Origin of the sequence: Pseudactinotalea sp. Z1732, from assembly GCF_049724975.1 — a bacterium.
Classification (GTDB): Bacteria; Actinomycetota; Actinomycetes; order Actinomycetales; family Beutenbergiaceae; genus CALKWS01.
Genome location: NZ_JBMPQC010000005.1, coordinates 166,908 through 183,291, shown reverse-complemented (window position 1 = coordinate 183,291; position 16,384 = coordinate 166,908). Strand labels below are relative to the sequence as shown.

15 protein-coding genes are annotated in these 16,384 nt (G+C 71.0%); 12 read left to right on the top strand and 3 right to left on the bottom strand.

All coding sequences use genetic code 11. From position 1 onward, the window contains the following. Window positions 1-17 precede the first annotated feature (17 nt). A complete protein-coding gene (mgtE, locus tag ACPL7H_RS11590) occupies window positions 18-1,385 on the bottom strand; it encodes a magnesium transporter (protein WP_424797065.1) in 1,368 nt (455 codons plus the stop codon). 216 nt (window positions 1,386-1,601) lie between these two features. Next, complete coding sequence (locus ACPL7H_RS11585) at window positions 1,602-2,474, bottom strand: alpha/beta fold hydrolase (protein ID WP_424797064.1); 873 nt, start codon at window positions 2,472-2,474, stop codon at window positions 1,602-1,604. A 37-nt stretch (window positions 2,475-2,511) separates the two neighbouring features. Between ACPL7H_RS11585 and ACPL7H_RS11580 the strand changes: the two genes are divergently transcribed. The 9 genes from ACPL7H_RS11580 (at window position 2,512) to ACPL7H_RS11540 (ending at window position 12,492) form a co-directional block, all read left to right on the top strand. Next, complete coding sequence (locus tag ACPL7H_RS11580) at window positions 2,512-2,901, top strand: glyoxalase superfamily protein (RefSeq protein WP_424797063.1); 390 nt, start codon at window positions 2,512-2,514, stop codon at window positions 2,899-2,901. 48 nt (window positions 2,902-2,949) lie between these two features. After that, entirely contained in the window at window positions 2,950-5,427 is a 2,478-nt protein-coding gene (gene pcrA, locus ACPL7H_RS11575; RefSeq protein WP_424797062.1) for a DNA helicase PcrA, read from the top strand. A 78-nt stretch (window positions 5,428-5,505) separates the two neighbouring features. Continuing rightward, on the top strand, window positions 5,506-6,954 hold the full coding sequence (locus ACPL7H_RS11570; RefSeq protein WP_424797061.1) for a hypothetical protein: 1,449 nt from the start codon (window positions 5,506-5,508) through the stop codon (window positions 6,952-6,954). Between the two features lie 23 nt (window positions 6,955-6,977). Further along, window positions 6,978-7,691 carry a TVP38/TMEM64 family protein gene (locus tag ACPL7H_RS11565; protein ID WP_424797060.1) on the top strand — a complete coding sequence of 238 codons (714 nt, stop codon included), beginning with the start codon at window positions 6,978-6,980 and terminating at the stop codon, window positions 7,689-7,691. Between the two features lie 108 nt (window positions 7,692-7,799). Further along, on the top strand, window positions 7,800-8,975 hold the full coding sequence (gene sucC, locus ACPL7H_RS11560; protein WP_424797059.1) for an ADP-forming succinate--CoA ligase subunit beta: 1,176 nt from the start codon (window positions 7,800-7,802) through the stop codon (window positions 8,973-8,975). A gap of 39 nt (window positions 8,976-9,014) precedes the next feature. Beyond that, on the top strand, window positions 9,015-9,914 hold the full coding sequence (gene sucD / locus ACPL7H_RS11555; protein WP_424797058.1) for a succinate--CoA ligase subunit alpha: 900 nt from the start codon (window positions 9,015-9,017) through the stop codon (window positions 9,912-9,914). Between the two features lie 123 nt (window positions 9,915-10,037). Then, window positions 10,038-10,472, top strand: coding sequence for a hypothetical protein (locus ACPL7H_RS11550; RefSeq protein ID WP_424797057.1), 435 nt, complete (start codon window positions 10,038-10,040; stop codon window positions 10,470-10,472). Between the two features lie 87 nt (window positions 10,473-10,559). Beyond that, complete coding sequence (locus tag ACPL7H_RS11545; RefSeq protein WP_424797056.1) at window positions 10,560-11,837, top strand: DUF6350 family protein; 1,278 nt, start codon at window positions 10,560-10,562, stop codon at window positions 11,835-11,837. A gap of 130 nt (window positions 11,838-11,967) precedes the next feature. Further along, window positions 11,968-12,492: a tetratricopeptide repeat protein gene (locus tag ACPL7H_RS11540; RefSeq protein ID WP_424797055.1), complete on the top strand. Its 525-nt coding sequence runs from the start codon at window positions 11,968-11,970 to the stop codon at window positions 12,490-12,492. A 19-nt stretch (window positions 12,493-12,511) separates the two neighbouring features. Here the strand turns inward: ACPL7H_RS11540 and ACPL7H_RS11535 are convergent, their stop codons facing one another. Continuing rightward, window positions 12,512-13,786 (bottom strand): MFS transporter, encoded by a 1,275-nt coding sequence (locus ACPL7H_RS11535; RefSeq protein ID WP_424797054.1) that lies wholly within the window; start codon window positions 13,784-13,786, stop codon window positions 12,512-12,514. A 134-nt stretch (window positions 13,787-13,920) separates the two neighbouring features. On the opposite strand from ACPL7H_RS11535, the gene ACPL7H_RS11530 reads away from it, so the two are divergent. From ACPL7H_RS11530 to ACPL7H_RS11520, 3 genes are all read left to right on the top strand, one after another. Next, the gene (locus ACPL7H_RS11530; protein WP_424797053.1) at window positions 13,921-14,382 is read left to right on the top strand and encodes a hypothetical protein; all 462 of its coding nucleotides are present in this window, start codon (window positions 13,921-13,923) and stop codon (window positions 14,380-14,382) included. Window positions 14,383-14,493: 111 nt separating this feature from the next. Then, window positions 14,494-15,465, top strand: a complete 972-nt coding sequence (locus ACPL7H_RS11525; RefSeq protein ID WP_424797052.1) for an FkbM family methyltransferase — start codon at window positions 14,494-14,496, stop codon at window positions 15,463-15,465. Continuing rightward, the gene (locus tag ACPL7H_RS11520; protein WP_424797051.1) at window positions 15,458-16,318 is read left to right on the top strand and encodes an alpha/beta hydrolase; all 861 of its coding nucleotides are present in this window, start codon (window positions 15,458-15,460) and stop codon (window positions 16,316-16,318) included. The genes ACPL7H_RS11525 and ACPL7H_RS11520 overlap by 8 nt, the downstream gene beginning before the upstream one ends. Window positions 16,319-16,384 lie beyond the last annotated feature (66 nt).

The window sequence follows — 16,384 nt, the reverse complement described above, 5'->3', positions numbered from 1 at the left end:
GCCCGGCACGGCCGGCCTCAGATCCCGAGCACCAGCCTGGCGGTGACGAAGTAGATCACCAACCCGGTGGCATCGACCAGGGTGGTCACCATCGGGGCGGACACCACGGCCGGGTCGATCCCGAACCTGCGGGCCAGCAGCGGCATGGTGCCCCCGATCGTGGCGGCCCAGGCGCAGATCAGGATCAGCGAGATGCCCACCACCACCGCGATCGGGAAGTCCACGAACGCCGCACCGATACCCAGGCCCAGCACGGCGAGCATGGTTCCCAGCAGGAGACCGACCCGCGCCTCACGCCAGATCACCCGGCCCAGGTCCGAGATCCGAATCTCACCCACCGCGATGGCGCGCACGCACGCGGTGGCGGCCTGGGCGCCGGCGTTGCCCCCTGCGCCGATGAGCATCGGGATGAACAGGGCGAGGGCGGCCACCTGGGCCAGGGTCTCCTCGAACGCCTGCGTCACACCGACCGTGAGCGTGGCCGCGAGGAGCAGCAGGCTCAGCCACACCGCACGGGTGCGGGCCAGGCGCAGCACGCCCACCGCCATGTAGTGCCCCTCCCACGGGGCCGACCCGGCCTGGCGGGCCACGTCCTCGGACTCGGCCTCCTCGAGCACCTCGATCGCGTCATCGAAGGTGAGCATCCCCACCAGGCGCTTCTCGGAGTCCACGATCGGCAGGTTCAGCAGGTTCGCCTCGCTCATCAACCGGGCGGCGTCCTCGGCCGGGTCGGTGGCGAACATGTAGGTCGGGGCCGTCGAGACCAGGTCGGAGACCATCGCCGTCGGGTCGGACAACACCAGTTCGCGCAACTCGGCCACGCCGCGGAGCCGGCGGGAGGAGTTCACCACCGGGAGGGTGTAGACCGTCTCGGCTTCACCACCCTTGGCGCGCACCACCTCCAGCGCCGCGGCCACCGACAGGTCCTCGGCCAGGGCGACCACCTCCGGCGTCATGTAGTGGCCCACCGAGCCGTCCGGGTAACCGAGCAGAGCCGCCGTCATCTGGTGCTCGCTCGCGCTCAGGCCGGCGAGCACCCGCTTGGCCACCTTGGCCGGGGCCTCCCGGAGCATCCGGGCGCGGTCGTCCGGGTCCATCCCCTCCACGAGCTCGGAGAACCGGGGCCCCCGCATGCCTTCCAGCAGGGCCTGCTGGTCGGTGGGTTCGAGCTCCTCGAACACCTCCAGGGCGTCGTCCTTGGCGAGCATCCGGAACGCGACCGCTGCGGTGTCCGGGGGAATCCGGGCCAGTTCGTCGGCGATGACGTGTGCGGCGTGTTCGTTCAGCCAGGCGGCCGCCGCGGTGTACTGGTGCTCGGTGAGCAGGTCCTCAAGCGAACCGGTCGGTTCGGTGCGGCGCTCGCCGGGAAGGGTGTGCTGTGGCATGGCGGATCCTCGAGGTCAGCGGGACGAGACGCGGGGCGCCGCGGGCACCGGTGCGTCAGCGGGTGACGACGATGCCGCGCGGCCGGCAACTAGGAGGGTCGGTGCGCATCGCACTCACCTCCTGCGCTCGGGACTGCCGGGATCTGCCTACCAGTGTGCCCTTGTCGCGGGACGACGGCAATCGTGAGCGTCACACCGGGACGGATCGCCTGGTGCTCAGCCCCGGTGGTCTCCGGTTCGGAAGTGCTCGGCGGAGCTGTCGATCCAGGTCGTCATCGTCCCGATGAGGAGTTCGGGGCGCCGGGCCCACCGCAGGTGTCCCGGCGGCTCCTGCTCCTTCGCACCCAGGTGCAACCGGGTGATCCGGGCGCGGTCGAACTTGGCCAGCAGGCCCTCGAGGGCCTTCGGTGGGGCGAAGGAGTCCCCTTCGAAGGAGACGGCCAGGATCGGCAGCTCCAACCTCGCCAGCCCCGGGTCGTGGTTGACGCGGGGAGCGCCGAATTCCAACCGCCCGGTCCGGTTGAAGCGGATCCAGTCGCGCATCTGGCCGCGGGCCTCCCGGCCGGCGAAACCCAGCCGGTGGCCGGGGAAGTACCCCAGCAGCGCCGTCAGCAGGCTCATCAGCACCCCGATGGCGTACATCCGCCAGTCCCACAGCCGCCACCACACCGACCCCGTGGCCACCAGCATCAACCCGGCCAGGGTGCCTGGGTGCTGGGCGGCGTAGACCGACCCGACGTGTCCGCCGAGGCTGTGCCCGAGCAGCAGGATCTGCGCCCCGGGCACTCGCACGCGCAGTTCGTCCACCGACCGGCCCACGTCCTCGACCAGGTCGGCGTAGCCGAAGTCGTAGCGGCGCGAGGGCCTGCGCCCCCCGGACGTCTCGTGTCCGCGTAGTTCGGTCACCGCCACCGACACCCCCGCCTCGCGCAGGGCCGGTGCGAGCTTGTTGTAGTACCCGGCCTGCACCCCCATCGCCGGCACCACCAGCACCACGGGTGCACCGGCCGGCCCCGGATACCACCGCAGGGTGAAACAGGTGCCCTCCGGGCGGTGGATCAGGATGTCCTCTGGGCTCGGAGCGCTCACTCCGCCTACGCTAAACCCCTACGAGGAAGGTGGGGACATGAACACCACGACCGACGCCGGTGCGGGCCTGGGCCACCCGGTCCCGGTGCTGCGCATGTTCGATGAGGGCGCCGCCGCGCGCTTCTACCAGGACTTCCTCGGGTTCACCGTGCTGTGGGACCACCGCTTCGAACCCGGCCTGCCGCTGTACCGGCGGCTGCGCCGGGACCAGATGGTCCTGGACCTGTCCGAGCACCACGGCGACGGCACCCCGGGGACGGTGGTGTGGGTGCCGGTGGCAGACGTGGCCACCCTGCACGCCGACCTGTCCGCCACCAGCTACTCCGCGCAGTTGCCCGCTGTGGAACCGGACGCCGCCGGTGGGCCGACACTGAGCGTGACCGACCCGTTCGGGAACGTGCTGCGGTTCTGCCAGCCCCAGACCTGACCCGCGGTTCGGACCCTGTGGGTGGGACGACGTAGGCTCAGCGGTGCTATGACCTCACTGTTCGACAACCTGCACCTGGCCTCCGGCGAACCGAGTGCGGCCGCCCACCTGCCCACCACCATGCCCCCGCGCAACGGCCACGACGGTGAGGAGATCCCGGTCGGGCCGGAACCGGTGGGACCGGAGCAGGCCCAGGAGGCCGCCGCCCGGGCCGCCCGGGAGCGTGCCGAGGAACTGCTCGAGGGCCTCAACCCCGCCCAACGGGCCGCCGTGGTGCACGAGGGCGGGCAGCTGCTCATCATCGCCGGCGCCGGGTCCGGGAAGACCCGGGTGCTGACCCACCGGGTCGCCTATCTGCTGGCCACCGGACGGGCCCGGCCGGGCCAGATCCTGGCGATCACCTTCACCAACAAGGCCGCTGCGGAGATGCGCGAGCGGGTCGCGGACCTGATCGGGCCCAGGGCGCGGTCGATGTGGGTGTCCACGTTCCACTCCGCGTGCGTGCGGATCCTGCGCTCGGAGGCCAAGACGCTGGGTCTGCGTTCCTCCTTCTCCATCTACGACGCCGCGGACTCCCAACGGCTGATGACCCTGGTCTGCCGGGAACTGGACCTGGATCCCAAGCGGTTCCCGCCCAAGGCCTTCAGCAACCGGGTCTCGGACCTGAAGAACGAGTTGATCGACCCCGACGACTACGCCGCCACGGTCAACGACTCCAACCCCTATGAGCAGAACCTGGCCGCCGCCTACCGGGCGTATCAGGAGCGTCTGCGCCAGGCCCACGCCCTGGATTTCGACGACCTGATCATGACCACGGTGAACCTGCTGCAGGCCTTCCCCGCCGTGGCCGAGCACTACCGGCGCCGGTTCCGCCACGTGTTGGTCGATGAGTACCAGGACACCAACCACGCCCAGTACGTCCTGGTGCGCGAACTCGTCGGGGTCTCCCAGAACGACGACGACGCAACCGGCGGCGGCGGGGTGCCTCCCGCAGAACTCACCGTGGTCGGTGATGCCGACCAGTCGATCTACGCCTTCCGCGGCGCCACCATCCGCAACATCGTGGAGTTCGAGGCCGACTACCCCCGGGCCACCACCATCCTGCTGGAGCAGAACTACCGCTCCACCCAGACCATACTGTCCGCCGCGAACGCCGTGATCTCCCGGAACACGGGCCGCCGTGCGAAGAACCTGTGGACCGACTCCGGCGCCGGACCGCAGGTGGTGGGCTACGTCGCGGACAATGAACACGAGGAGGCCCGCTTCATCGCCTCCGAGATCGATCGTCTCGCTGACTCCGAGGGCATCACCCCGGCGGATGTGGCCATCTTCTACCGGACCAACGCCCAGTCCCGGGCGCTGGAGGAGGTCCTGATCCGGGTGGGCCTGCCCTACCGGGTGGTCGGGGGCACCCGGTTCTACGAGCGCCGCGAGATCAAGGACGCCGTGGCCTACCTGCGTGCGATCGCCAACCCCGACGACGCCGTGAACACCCGCCGCATCCTGAACGTGCCCAAGCGCGGCCTCGGGGACCGTACCGAGGCGATGCTGGCCGCCCACGCCGAGCGGGAGCGGGTCAGTTTCGGCGCCGCCGTCGACGACGCCGAGAACGCGATCGGACTGGGCACCCGGGCGCTGTCCGGGGTGCAGGCGTTCGCGGAGATGATGGCCGGCCTGCGCGCGCTCGCCGACGGTGGGGCCGGGCCGGCCGAGGTGCTCGATGCCGCCCTGGAACGGTCCGGCTACCTGGCCGAACTCCGCGCCAGCGAGGACCCCCAGGACGCCTCCCGGGTGGAGAACCTCGCCGAGTTGCACGCGGTGGCGATGGAGTTCACCGAGGCGGAGCCGGAGGGCGACCTCGGTGACTTCCTCGAGCGGGTGGCCCTGGTGGCCGACGCCGACCAGATCCCCGACGCCGAGGACTCCGGCGTGATCACCCTGATGACGGTGCACACCGCCAAGGGCCTGGAGTTCCCGGTGGTCTTCGTCACGGGGCTGGAGGACGGCACCTTCCCGCACCAGCGGTCCCTGGCCGACGAGGACGAACTCGCCGAGGAGCGGCGCCTGGCCTATGTGGCCCTGACCCGGGCCAAGCAGCGGTTGTACCTGTCCCGGGCGGCGGTGCGTACCTCCTGGGGGATGCCGAACGAGTTCCCGCCCAGCCGTTTCCTGGACGATGTGCCCGTGGAACTGCTGGACTGGAAGCGCGCGGAGTCCTCGATCAGTCTGCTGCGCGGCGGTCCCTACGCCGGCCGCGGCAGCGGCGGGCCCCGGCACGGAGGTTCGCGCGGCCCCTCCGCCCCGCCGAGCGCGGGGGAGGGCACGCCGTCGTTCGGTTCGGCCACTCCCCGCACCGACATCCCCTCCCTGGCGATAGGGGACCGGGTCACCCACGACTCCTACGGCATGGGCCGGGTGGTCGGGCTGGAGGGTGCCGGGCACAACGCGGTGGCGAAGGTGGACTTCGGCGGTGAGACCGGCACCAGGCGCCTGCTGCTGCGCTTCTCCCCGGTCGCCAAGCTCTAGCGCGATTTCTCCGTGACGTCCGGCGGCGTTCGTGGGAAGGTGCCGATGTCAGTCGTGCGTCCGCACAGGGGAGGACCGATGGAGGCCAGCACGGGGTCGTGCCTGGTGATGATCGCGGCGGGAGCGCTCCTGCTCGCCGGGTGCACCGGAGCCGAGGGGGACGAACCGACGCCCGAGCCCACGAGTGAGGGGCCGAGCGCGCCCTCGGAAGCAGAGGAGCCCGAGGAGAAGGCTGAGGAGGAGCCCGAGGAGGAGCCGACCGGTGCGACCACTCTCGGTGAGTGGGCCGAACTTCCGGCGCGGACCTACTTCGTCACCGCCACCGCGGATCTGGCGTTGCTGGCCACCGGGGACCAGTCCTTCGGTGAGGTGATCACCCGGGACGTGATCGCCGTCGACGCAGACGGGCAGCAGGTATGGACCCACGCCGATGTGCGGGAGCGGCACAACCTTCCCGAGGCCGCCTCGGCCGGGGAGTACGTGGCGCTGATCGACGCCGACGGCGACGTCACCACGCTGCGCGGCCTGACCTGGGCCGAGGGGAACCAGGTGTGGGAGCAGCCCGTGGCGGCGTTGTTCTCCTGCACCGAGCAGGCCTCGGTGCAACCGGGCGCGCCCGGCTCGGTCCTGGTGGACGCGCTCGGTGAGCCGTGTGCCGGTGCCGGTGCCGAGCCTCGCGCGGCAGCGGCCAGCATCGACGCCGCCACCGGCGAGGTGCTGGGACTGCTGGAGGTCACCGGCGAGGTCACCGGGGTGTCCTCGCCCGATGGCACGCGGGCCTGGTACTGGCAGATGGACGGGAACGAGGTGCAGGTGCACAGCCTCGACCTCGACACCGGGCAGGTGGGCACCGACGTGATCGAATTCGACACCGAAACCCGCGTGGCGCTCACCGAGGGTGCGGTCGAGATGATCTCCATGTGGCCGGTCTCCGAGCACCAGGTTGCGCTGCAGGCATGGCACAGTGCCACCACCAGCGTGCTCGCCCTGGCGGACTTCGACACCGGCCGGGCGCGGATGTACCCCGAGGGCCAACCCTGCGGGCACTTCACCGCGAGCCGGGACGTGGCCAGCCGCACGTGCGTGGTTGAGGACGAGGGCGCCGTCGCATATGACTTCGATGGCAACGAGTTGTGGAGCACCGAGGGCTCGATCGGGCTGACTCTGGACACCGGCGTCCCGGTCCGAGCGGTGGAGGTGGACGGGGAGCGTGCCTGGCTGGTGAGCGTGGGCACGGACCTGATCCAGGCCCGCGCAGCCTCCACCGGATCCCAGTTGTGGGCGGCCGGGGCCGGGGAGGGGGCCGGGTCGCCCGGTTCACGACAGGTCTCCGGCACCGACGTGATCGTGCTCGGTGTCCAGAGGGGTTCTCCGGCCACCGAACTACTGCGGCTGGACGCCGCGACCGGCGCGGAACTGGACCGGACCGGCCTCACCGACGCCTGGGTGCACGGCAACGACGACGCGATCGCGGTGCACGCCGACGAGGCCACCCTCCTGGCGTTCCCCGCCGCCGCGGAGCACTGACGTACACCGCCTAGGGTGGGGTGGTGACTGTCGATGAGCCGGGCGTGCAGGCGCCGCCGGGTAGCGGTCCGCACTGGGGGGTCTTCCTGCGCAACGCGGCGCTCGTCGTCGTCGTGCTGGTCATGTTGTGGCTGGCATTCAACGTGCGCCTGCCCGCCATCGAGGACTTGCGTGAGGGTCTGGAGCAGTGGGGCTGGGCGGCCCGGATCGTCTTCGCCGTCTCCTACGCCCTGGTTGCCACCACCCCGATCCCGGTGTCGATCATGGCGGTCAGTGCCGGTGTGCTGTTCGGGGTGCTGGAGGGCTCGATCCTGTCGGTGATCGGGGTCCTGGCCGGGTGCTGGGGGGCCTACTGGCTCGCCCGCGGCCTCGGGATGGCCACCGTCGAGCGGATGCTGGGCCGGCACGGACCCACCGTGAAGGAGCGACTCAGCAGCAAGGGCTTCCACGCCGTGTACACCTTGCGCCTGATGCCGGGGGTGCCGTACTGGCCGGTGAACTACGGCAGCGGTGCCTTCGGCGTGGGCCAGCGCGACTTCGTGGTCGCCAGCGTGCTGGCCACGGTTCCCGGGCAGGTCTCGCTGGTGGCCGTCGGGGCGTTCGCCGCCGACCCCACCGTGGTCACTGGGGTGGTCGTGGCGATCGCCTGGGCCGTGGTCCTGGCGATGACGATCTGGGCCTGGCGAAGCTGGCGGGGTACCTCACGGCGGCCGCTGCCGGGTGCCGGGCTGCGGTAGCGGACAGGTGTGATGCCGGCCTCACGAACGTTCAGGCCCATGTGAAACCGCGATAGGCTGCGATGCGGTGACCCGTGGCTGTCACGGAGGGAACAACGGAAGGCGCACATGGACCTGTTCGAGTACCAGGCACGTGATCTGTTCGAGAAGCACGGGGTCCCCGTGCTCGGCGGCATCGTCGCCACCACCCCCGAGGCGGCCAGAGCAGCCGCCGAGGAGTTGCTCCCGGCCGACGGCGGGGTCGTCGTGGTCAAGGCCCAGGTGAAGGTCGGTGGCCGCGGCAAGGCCGGTGGGGTCAAGGTCGCCCGCTCCGCCGATGAGGCCCAGGCACACGCCGAGGCGATCCTGGGCATGGACATCAAGGGGCACACCGTGCAGCGGGTGATGATCGCCGAGGGCGCCGACATCGCCGAGGAGTACTACTTCTCGGTGCTGCTGGACCGTGCCGAGCGCCGCTACCTGGCCATGGCCAGCGTCGAGGGCGGCGTGGAGATCGAAGTGCTCGCCGAGGAGCGCCCGGAGGCGCTGGCGCGCATCGCGGTGGACCCCAGCGAGGGCATCGACGAGGCCAAGGCCGCGGAGATCGTCTCCGCCGCCGGGTTCGCCGACGACGTGTCCGCCGGCGTGACCGAGGCGATCAAGAAGCTGTGGACCGTCTACGCCGAGTCCGACGCCACCCTGGTGGAGGTCAACCCGCTGGTACGCACCGCATCCGGTGACGTCGTGGCACTGGACGGCAAGGTCACCCTGGACGACAACGCCGAGTTCCGCCACCCCGAGTGGACCGAACTGGCCGAGGTCGCCGAGACCGACCCGCTGGAGGCCAAGGCAGCCGAGTCCGGCCTGAACTACGTCAAGCTCGACGGTGAGGTCGGCATCATCGGAAACGGCGCGGGCCTGGTGATGTCCACCCTGGATGTGGTCGCCTACTCCGGCGAACAGCACGGTGGTGTCAAGCCCGCCAACTTCCTCGACATCGGAGGTGGCGCCTCCGCCGCCGTGATGGCCGCCGGCCTGGACGTGATCCTGGGCGACGAGCAGGTCAAGAGCGTGTTCGTGAACGTCTTCGGTGGCATCACCGCGTGCGACGAGGTCGCCAACGGCATCGTGCACGCTCTGGAGATCCTCGGCGACGCGGCCACCAAGCCGCTCGTGGTACGCCTGGACGGCAACGCCGTGGAGGAGGGCCGCCGCATCCTCGAAGAAGCCGGCCATCCGCTGGTGACCGTCATGGACACCATGGACGGTGCCGCCGACAAGGCCGCCGAGCTGGCCGCTTCCTGACCGAACCCGCACACGACACAGAACGCAGAGACACACACCATGGCGATCTTCCTCAACTCCGCTTCCAAGGTCATCGTGCAGGGCATGACCGGCGCCGAGGGTCAGAAGCACACCCGGCGCATGCTGGCCTCGGGCACCACCATCGTCGGCGGGGTCAACCCGCGTAAGGCCGGTACGTCGGTCGACTTCGACGTCGACGGCGAAACCACCTCGGTGCCGGTCTACGGCACCGTGGCCGACGCCGTGGAGCAGACCGGTGCCGACGTGTCGGTGCTGTTTGTGCCGCCGCCGTTCACCAAGGCCGCGGTCGTGGAGGCCGTGGACGCCGGGGTGCCGCTGGTGGTCATCATCACCGAGGGTGTGCCGGTGGCGGACACCACGGAGTTCTACAACTACGCCACAGCCAAGGGCGTTCGCCTGATCGGCCCGAACTGCCCCGGCCTGATCAGTCCCGGCAAGTCCAACGTCGGCATCATCCCGGCCAACATCGCCGGCGCCGGCCCGATCGGGCTGGTGTCCAAGTCCGGGACGCTGACCTACCAGATGATGTACGAGCTGCGCGACTTCGGTTTCTCCTCCGCGATCGGGATCGGCGGTGACCCGGTGATCGGGACCACGCACATCGACGCGCTGGCCGCGTTCGAGGAGGACCCGGAGACCTCGGTCATGGTGATGATCGGTGAGATCGGCGGGGACGCCGAGGAGCGTGCCGCCGAGTTCATCAAGGCCAACGTGACCAAGCCCGTGGTGGGCTACGTGGCCGGGTTCACCGCCCCGGAGGGCAAGACGATGGGACACGCCGGCGCCATCGTGTCCGGGTCCTCCGGCACCGCCGAGGCGAAGAAGGACGCCCTGGAGGCCGCCGGGGTCAAGGTCGGCAAGACCCCCTCGGAGACCGCCGCGCTGGTGCGCGAGCTGCTGGAGTCCCGCGCCTCCTGAGGCGCCCACCGCGGAACCGGGGGCGGCCCCGCTGCGCCCAGGCGGCGTCGTGTGGCGCCGCCCCGACGGTGAGCCTAATCTGATCCTGTCGGTATGTTCGGTGACCCGTGAGGGGGCGTTGTGGTGTCAGGCACTTCGGCACGTCTGATCGCTGCCGTCTTCGTCGGGACCGGCCTGCTCGCCGGGTGTGCGAGTGCCGAGGCGGACGAGGAGACCGCCGCCTGCGCCGCGCCCGTGCTCAGTGTCAGCCCGGCCAGCGCCACCGCCGGCGAGGAGGTCCTGGTGATGGGGGAGAACTTCCTGGACGGATGTCCGGGGGCCTCGGCCTCGGACCGGGAGGTACTCCGCCTCGCCGAACCGGCCGTGCCCTACCTCGACGTCGCCATCCAGATGGTCGACTCGGCCGGGTCGGTAACCCTGACGACGGTGGACGCCGGCACCGACGGCACCTTCGAGGTCACCGTGCCGGTTCCGCAGGACCAGCAGCCCGGCGTGGTGGAACTGATCGCCGACGTGCCCGGCACCAGACCGGCCGAACTGGTGATCGGCCTCTCCTGAGGCCCACCGCCCGCCGGCGGAGCGGTGCAGACACGCCGTTGCCCCTCGGCCCGTGAGCGCCCTGGGCAGGCGACGATGGGTCTTGTCATGACCACCACCGCCAGACCACCGTCCTATCAGCCGCGGTTGATCGAGCACGTCGGGGACCACGGCCGATCCGGCCGAGCCATCCGACTGCCCGCCCAGTGGCTGCGGGGACTGCTCGCCGGTGCCGAAGCACTGATGCTGGGCTGGTTGGTGCTGGTGGTGCCGGCGATCGCGACCTACATCGCCACCGCGGCCTCCCCGGCACTGGGATCGGCGGGCTGGGTCGAGGCCGCCCAGATGGGCACCGCCGGCTGGTTCCTGGCGCACGGGGCCTCACTGCACGGTGCGGATGCGGCGATCTCGGTGACCCCGCTGGGACTGACGGTGTTGTACACCTTCCTGGTCTCGGCCGCTGTCCGCCGGGCCCGGCTGGTCAACTGGGCGCCGGTACTGGTGGCGATCTGCACCTACGTCGCCCTGGGAGCGCTGCTGCTGGCGCTGGCCACCCCGCCGGGGGCGCCGTTCGGGCTGATCGGGGCGGGTGTGGTCGCCGTCGTCGGTTCGGTGTGGGGGATGCGGGGACGCTACCCGCGGGCGCCCGGAGCCCTGGCACGGTGGCGCCTTCCGCAGTGGCTGCGGCTGGCAGGCCGGGCGACCTGGCGGGCCACGGCGGCGCTGCTGGCCGTGGCCACCGCGCTGCTGATCGTGGCGGTGGCGCTCGGCTTCGACCAGATCGTCCAGATCCAGCGCAGCCTGCAGGCGGACCCGGTCAGCACGGTGGTGATCGTGCTCGCCCAGGTGGTGCTGCTCCCGGTGCTGATCGTGTGGGCGCTGGCGTTCCTGCTCGGGCCCGGCTTCACCGTCGGTGCCGGCACGCTGTTCTCCACCGCCGGGATCGAGTCGGGCCCACTGCCGGTGATCCCGGTGCTGGGGGCGCTTCCGGAACCGGACAGCCTGGCCGGGAGTCTGCCGCTGACGGCGGGGGCCGGGGTGGTGGTCGGTCTGCTGGTCGGCTGGTGGCTGCTGCGTGGGCAACGCCAGGCGCCGCTGTGGCAGTCGTTGGCCGGTGCGGTGCTCGCCGTGGTCGCAACGGCAGCGCTGGTGGGCGGGCTGGGCTGGTTGTCCTCCGGTGGGGTCGGCCCGGGTGCGATGGCCGTCACCGGTCCGGAGCCGTTCCGGATGGCCCTGGCGGTGGCGTGGCAGGTGGGTTCCGGGGCTACCGTGGCCGTGATCGGCCTGCACCCCGGCACGCATCGCGCACTGGTGCGCCTGGTGCAGTGGGTCCGCGCGCAGGTGGGCGCACGAGCGAGCGCGGAGGCAGGCTCGGCGAAGGACTGAGGCGGTTCCCAGGTTCACCTCCCAGGTTCACCTCCCCACTGCCACGACCGGCAGGAAAATACTCATCCATTACGCTTCCTTTGCGTGCGCGGGTGTCATAGGGTCCTGAGCATCGACACGGGAGGGCTTCATGGTCAACGTTTCATCGACGGTGGATGTGGCAGATCTTGACCTGGGCGGCGGGTACCGCATCCGCGGTAGCGATCTGCGCGGGGAGGTGACCGACCTGGCAGCCTTCCGCGCCGCCGCCGGGGACGACCCGGCTGCGGAGGTCATCATCGCCCTGAGTGAGGAGCGCTTCGACGACGCCCTCCAGGAACTGGACGAACTGCACACCAAGGACCCGGACTCGGTCCGGTACCAGGCGCTGCGGGCCGACGTCCTGCGTGATCAGGGTCAGCTCGACGCGGCCGAGGCGATCTACACCGACCTTCTCGCCCGTGCCGGTGACGATCCCGTGCGCAGCGCCGTCATTCGTCAGCACCGGGCCAAGGTGTGGTTCCACCAGGGCAGGCTGCGAGATGCCGAGGCCGAGTTCGCCGAGGTGCTGGCCCTGCGTGAGGCCGCCGGCGTCGACGAGGGCCAACTGGCCTCCACCCGGCAGAGCCTGCAGCGGTTGGGGATCGCCGTCGCGATGCAGGACGCGGCCGAGTAGGGGCGACCGAACCGGCGACTCACGACGGTGGGGCTACCGCCGGGGCGTCGTCGTCGTCGGGCATCCGGGCGGTGCGGAAGGGCGAGAAGGTGACCACGCACGCCGCCACCACCAGCCCGCCGACGGCCAGCGCGATGGTGGCGCGATTGCCCCACCACACGGCCAGGAACCCGGCCAGCGGGGCCGAGAACGCCAGCATGCCCCAGTTGAAGGTGCGGATGGTGGCGTTCATCCGGCCTCGCAGCCGGGCGGCGGTGACGGCGTTGCGGTAACTGCCCTCCAACGGCCCCTTCAGGCCCATCCCCACCCCGTGCAGGGCGAATGCCGCGCTGAGCACCACCACCGCCATCGGGCCGGCCGGGGCCAGCAGCACCACCAGGTAGGCCAGCGGGCTGAGCCAGTCGCTGAACACGCACACCCGCCCGATGCCGAAGCGCATCCCGGCCCACGGCGCCAGTCCGGCGCCGACCACTCCCGTGACGCCGGCAAAGCCCAGGGTGAGGCCGACGGCGAAGGAGTCCAGACCCAGGTCCTGGTTGGCGTAGAAGACGTACAGCGTCATGACCAGGGAGTTGAAGAAGAACCACAGGTGCAGCCCGATCGCGTACGGCGCCAGCGTGCGATGCCGGTAGACCCAGGAGGCCCCTTCGCGCAGGTCGGTGATCAGGTGCCGGCGGCCGGCCGCCTCCGGTGCGGTCTCCGGTTGGCGGATGCCGGCCAGCAGCAGCGCCGAGGCGGCGTGCGTGGCCGCGGCCACCACGATCGCCACCGGCGCGGAGGTCAGGCGGATGAGTGCACCGGCCAGGATCGGACCCACCGACTCGGCCGCCGTCATGGTCTGCTCGATGCGGGCCCACGCGCGCGGCAGGACCCGGGTGGGCACCAGGGCCGGCAGGTAACTCTGCTGGGCGGCGCGGAAGAACATCGTCGTGAACCCCAGCACGAACACCAGGGCGGCCAGCACGGGCACGGTCAGCAGATCGGTGAAGGCCAGGCCGGCGATCGTGCCCAGCACCACCGCGGCCAGGGTGTCGGCGGCCACCAGCACCGGCCGGCGCCGCATCCGGTCCAGCCACACCCCGGCGAGCAACCCGAAGATCAGGGTGGGCAGCCACTGGGCCGACCGTACGATCCCGATGTCGGCCTGGTCGGCACCCAGGTGGTGGATCATCAGGAACTGCATGCCCAGGTTCACCACGAACAGGCCCAGGCTGGATACGGCGTCGGCGATCCACAGCCGCACGAAGGCCGGGTAGGCCAGGATCGGGAACCGGCGACGCGGTTCTGCTGGCACGCCGCAGTCCCCTTCCGGCGCGTCGATGGGATGGCATCGATGGGATGGATCGGTGACGAGGAATCGCCACCGCCCGGCCACCCTATCGGCCAGCGATTGGCGCCTGGCAAACCGCGCTGGCACACTACTGCGCGATGCGTGCCGCGAACCAGCCCGAGGTGCCGTGGTGGGCCCGAACCCCGGAATTGATAGCCGGAATCGGCGTGGTAGCCCTGGTGATCAGTGCACTCATGCCCTGGTTCACCGGACCCTACGACCATGCCCGCCCAGGGCCATGGGTGTCGATCTGGCTGGTCGTGGCCAGCGCGGTGCTGGCCTTGGTGCTGATGTATCGCCGCTCGCGTTGGTCCTGGGCGCCGGGTGTGTTCGTGCTGGCCGCGACGTTGATGATCCTGATCGGACTGCATGCCCAGGTGGTCTGCCCCACCGACGTGGAGATCGAGGGCAACATCGCCCAGGCGTGCTTCACCGAGGAATGGACCTCCGGTTCGACGTTCTTCGCCGTGGGTGGCTCCGCCTCATCCCTGGCGAGTTTCATCGCACCGTGGCTGATGGGCTACGCCGAGGACCGCTCCTGGGAGGGTCGCGGCCCCTGACCGCCCGGACCTCACGGCAGCGAACCGATTTGGTCGGGCGTGTCTGTGCGTCGACGCTACCGGCTCGACTCGTGGCTCGGCCCTGAGCCGTTTACGCTGGCGAGCAGGTCGATGTCGCTCAATCCGCACGATCTGGAGGTGCCCGTGCCCGACTTCCGCAGCAGCGCCCGCGCCCGGCGGCAGAGTTGGTTCGGGCTGAAACGCCACATCAAACGTGCGCTCAGCCTTCCCGGTCTGCACCCGATCATGCGCACGGTGGCCCTGCGGGTGCCGGGGGTGCGGGTGGGCCGGTTGCCGGCGCCGTGGCGGGTGCGGGAGGTGCGCGGACAGGTCGACGGCGGTGAGTACGTCCTCGTGGGCCCGGACCGTTGTGAGATCGCCAAGGAGATGTACTGGGGGCAGGGCCGCCGTCCCGAACCGGCCGATGCCTTCGCGCTCGATGTGATGGTGGCCCTGGGCAAGCACGCCCGGACGTTCTTCGACATCGGTGCCTACACCGGGGTGTTCACCATGGCGCTCACCGCGGCCAACCCGGCGTTGCGCGCGCACGCCTTCGAGATCGTCCCGGCGGTGGCCCAGGCCCTGGCCCGCAACGTCGCGCGCAACGATGTGGCCGAACGCACCCAGGTGCACACCGAGGGGGTGGGCGATCCACGGATGGGCATGCTGGTACCGGCCGGTGACCACGGGTCGGCGCTGCCCTCCTTCTACTCCTCCGACATGGCCTTCGACGACGGGGTACGGGTGGATTTCGTGGCGCTGGACGACTTCACCGACCAGGTGGCCGGCCCGGTGCTGCTCAAGATCGACGTGGAGGGCGGGGAGGAGACGCTGTTGCGGCACGGGCAGCGGTTCCTCGCCGCACACGCTCCCGACATCCTCTGTGAGGTGCTCACCGATGCCGACGGCCGGGAGCTGGAGGCGCTGCTCACCCCGCACGGGCTGGGCTGCTACGCCGTCGGTGAGGAGGCACTGCACCCCCGGGAGCACCTGCGCCCCAGCGCCGAGCACCGGGACTGGCTGTTCAGCGCGCGCAGCCCCGCCGAACTGCGCGCCCGGGGAGTCTCCGTGGCCGATGCCTGAACCGCAACCCGACCCGGCGCGGCGCACCGGCGCGCGGACCGTGGTGCGCGCCGTGCTGGGGTCGGGGGTGGTGGCCCTGGGGTTACTCAGCCTGATCTGGTCCTGGCAGCGTTCACTGATCTACTTCCCCGACGAAGGCACGGTTCCGGCGGCACATCAGGTGCTGCCGGCAGGTCAGGATGTGCGGCACCGCACCGCCGACGGCCTGGACCTGGGCGCCTGGTACGTGCCCGCACAGCCCGAGGCGGATCGGCAGAAGGCGGTGCTGTACCTGCCCGGCAACGGTGGCAACCGCGCCGGGCGCACGCAGATCGGCGAGGAACTGGCCCAGCGTGGCTTCGCGGTGCTGCTGGTGGACTACCGCGGCTTCGGCGCCAACCCGGGCCGTCCCAGCGAGGAGGGCCTGGCCGCCGACGCACGCTCCGCCCAGCAGGCCCTGACGGAGCTGGGGTACGGCCCCGATCGCACCATCTACGTGGGGGAGTCGCTGGGGACCGGGGTGGCCGCACGGTTGGCCGCGGAGGTGCCGCCGGCCGGGTTGGTGCTGCGCTCCCCGCTGACGCACCTGGCCGACGTGGCACGGGCGCACTATCCGTTCCTGCCGGTGGGAGTGCTGTTGCGGGAGGACTACGACGTCGTGGGTCACCTGGGGCGCGTTCGGGCTCCGGTGGCGGTGATGTACAGCCAGGCCGACGAGGTGGTCCCGGCCGAGCAGAGCGCCCGGGTCGCCGGTGCCGAGCCGGTGGTGGACACCCTGGTCCTGGACGGTGCCGGGCACAATGACCCGGTCATGTTCGGCGCGCCGTTGGCCGATCTGGTTGCGGACCTTGCCGACCGCACCGGCGGTTCGTAGCCTGGCGCCTCCAGCACCTCATCCTCGAGGTGCTCGGCTACGCCGCGGAGGAGGCGCAGGCCCTGG

Bases quoted from the DNA above. Each gene is read 5' to 3' on its own strand.
- ACPL7H_RS11545 (WP_424797056.1), top strand. From the start codon at position 10,560: ATGACCACCACCGCCAGACCACCGTCCTATCAGCCGCGGTTGATCGAG.
- pcrA (WP_424797062.1), top strand. From the start codon at position 2,950: ATGACCTCACTGTTCGACAACCTGCACCTGGCCTCCGGCGAACCGAGT.
- ACPL7H_RS11570 (WP_424797061.1), top strand. From the start codon at position 5,506: ATGGAGGCCAGCACGGGGTCGTGCCTGGTGATGATCGCGGCGGGAGCG.
- sucC (WP_424797059.1), top strand. From the start codon at position 7,800: ATGGACCTGTTCGAGTACCAGGCACGTGATCTGTTCGAGAAGCACGGG.
- ACPL7H_RS11520 (WP_424797051.1), top strand. From the start codon at position 15,458: ATGCCTGAACCGCAACCCGACCCGGCGCGGCGCACCGGCGCGCGGACC.
- ACPL7H_RS11580 (WP_424797063.1), top strand. From the start codon at position 2,512: ATGAACACCACGACCGACGCCGGTGCGGGCCTGGGCCACCCGGTCCCG.
- ACPL7H_RS11530 (WP_424797053.1), top strand. From the start codon at position 13,921: ATGCGTGCCGCGAACCAGCCCGAGGTGCCGTGGTGGGCCCGAACCCCG.
- ACPL7H_RS11525 (WP_424797052.1), top strand. From the start codon at position 14,494: ATGTCGCTCAATCCGCACGATCTGGAGGTGCCCGTGCCCGACTTCCGC.
- sucD (WP_424797058.1), top strand. From the start codon at position 9,015: ATGGCGATCTTCCTCAACTCCGCTTCCAAGGTCATCGTGCAGGGCATG.
- mgtE (WP_424797065.1), bottom strand. From the start codon at position 1,385: ATGCCACAGCACACCCTTCCCGGCGAGCGCCGCACCGAACCGACCGGT.
- ACPL7H_RS11540 (WP_424797055.1), top strand. From the start codon at position 11,968: ATGGTCAACGTTTCATCGACGGTGGATGTGGCAGATCTTGACCTGGGC.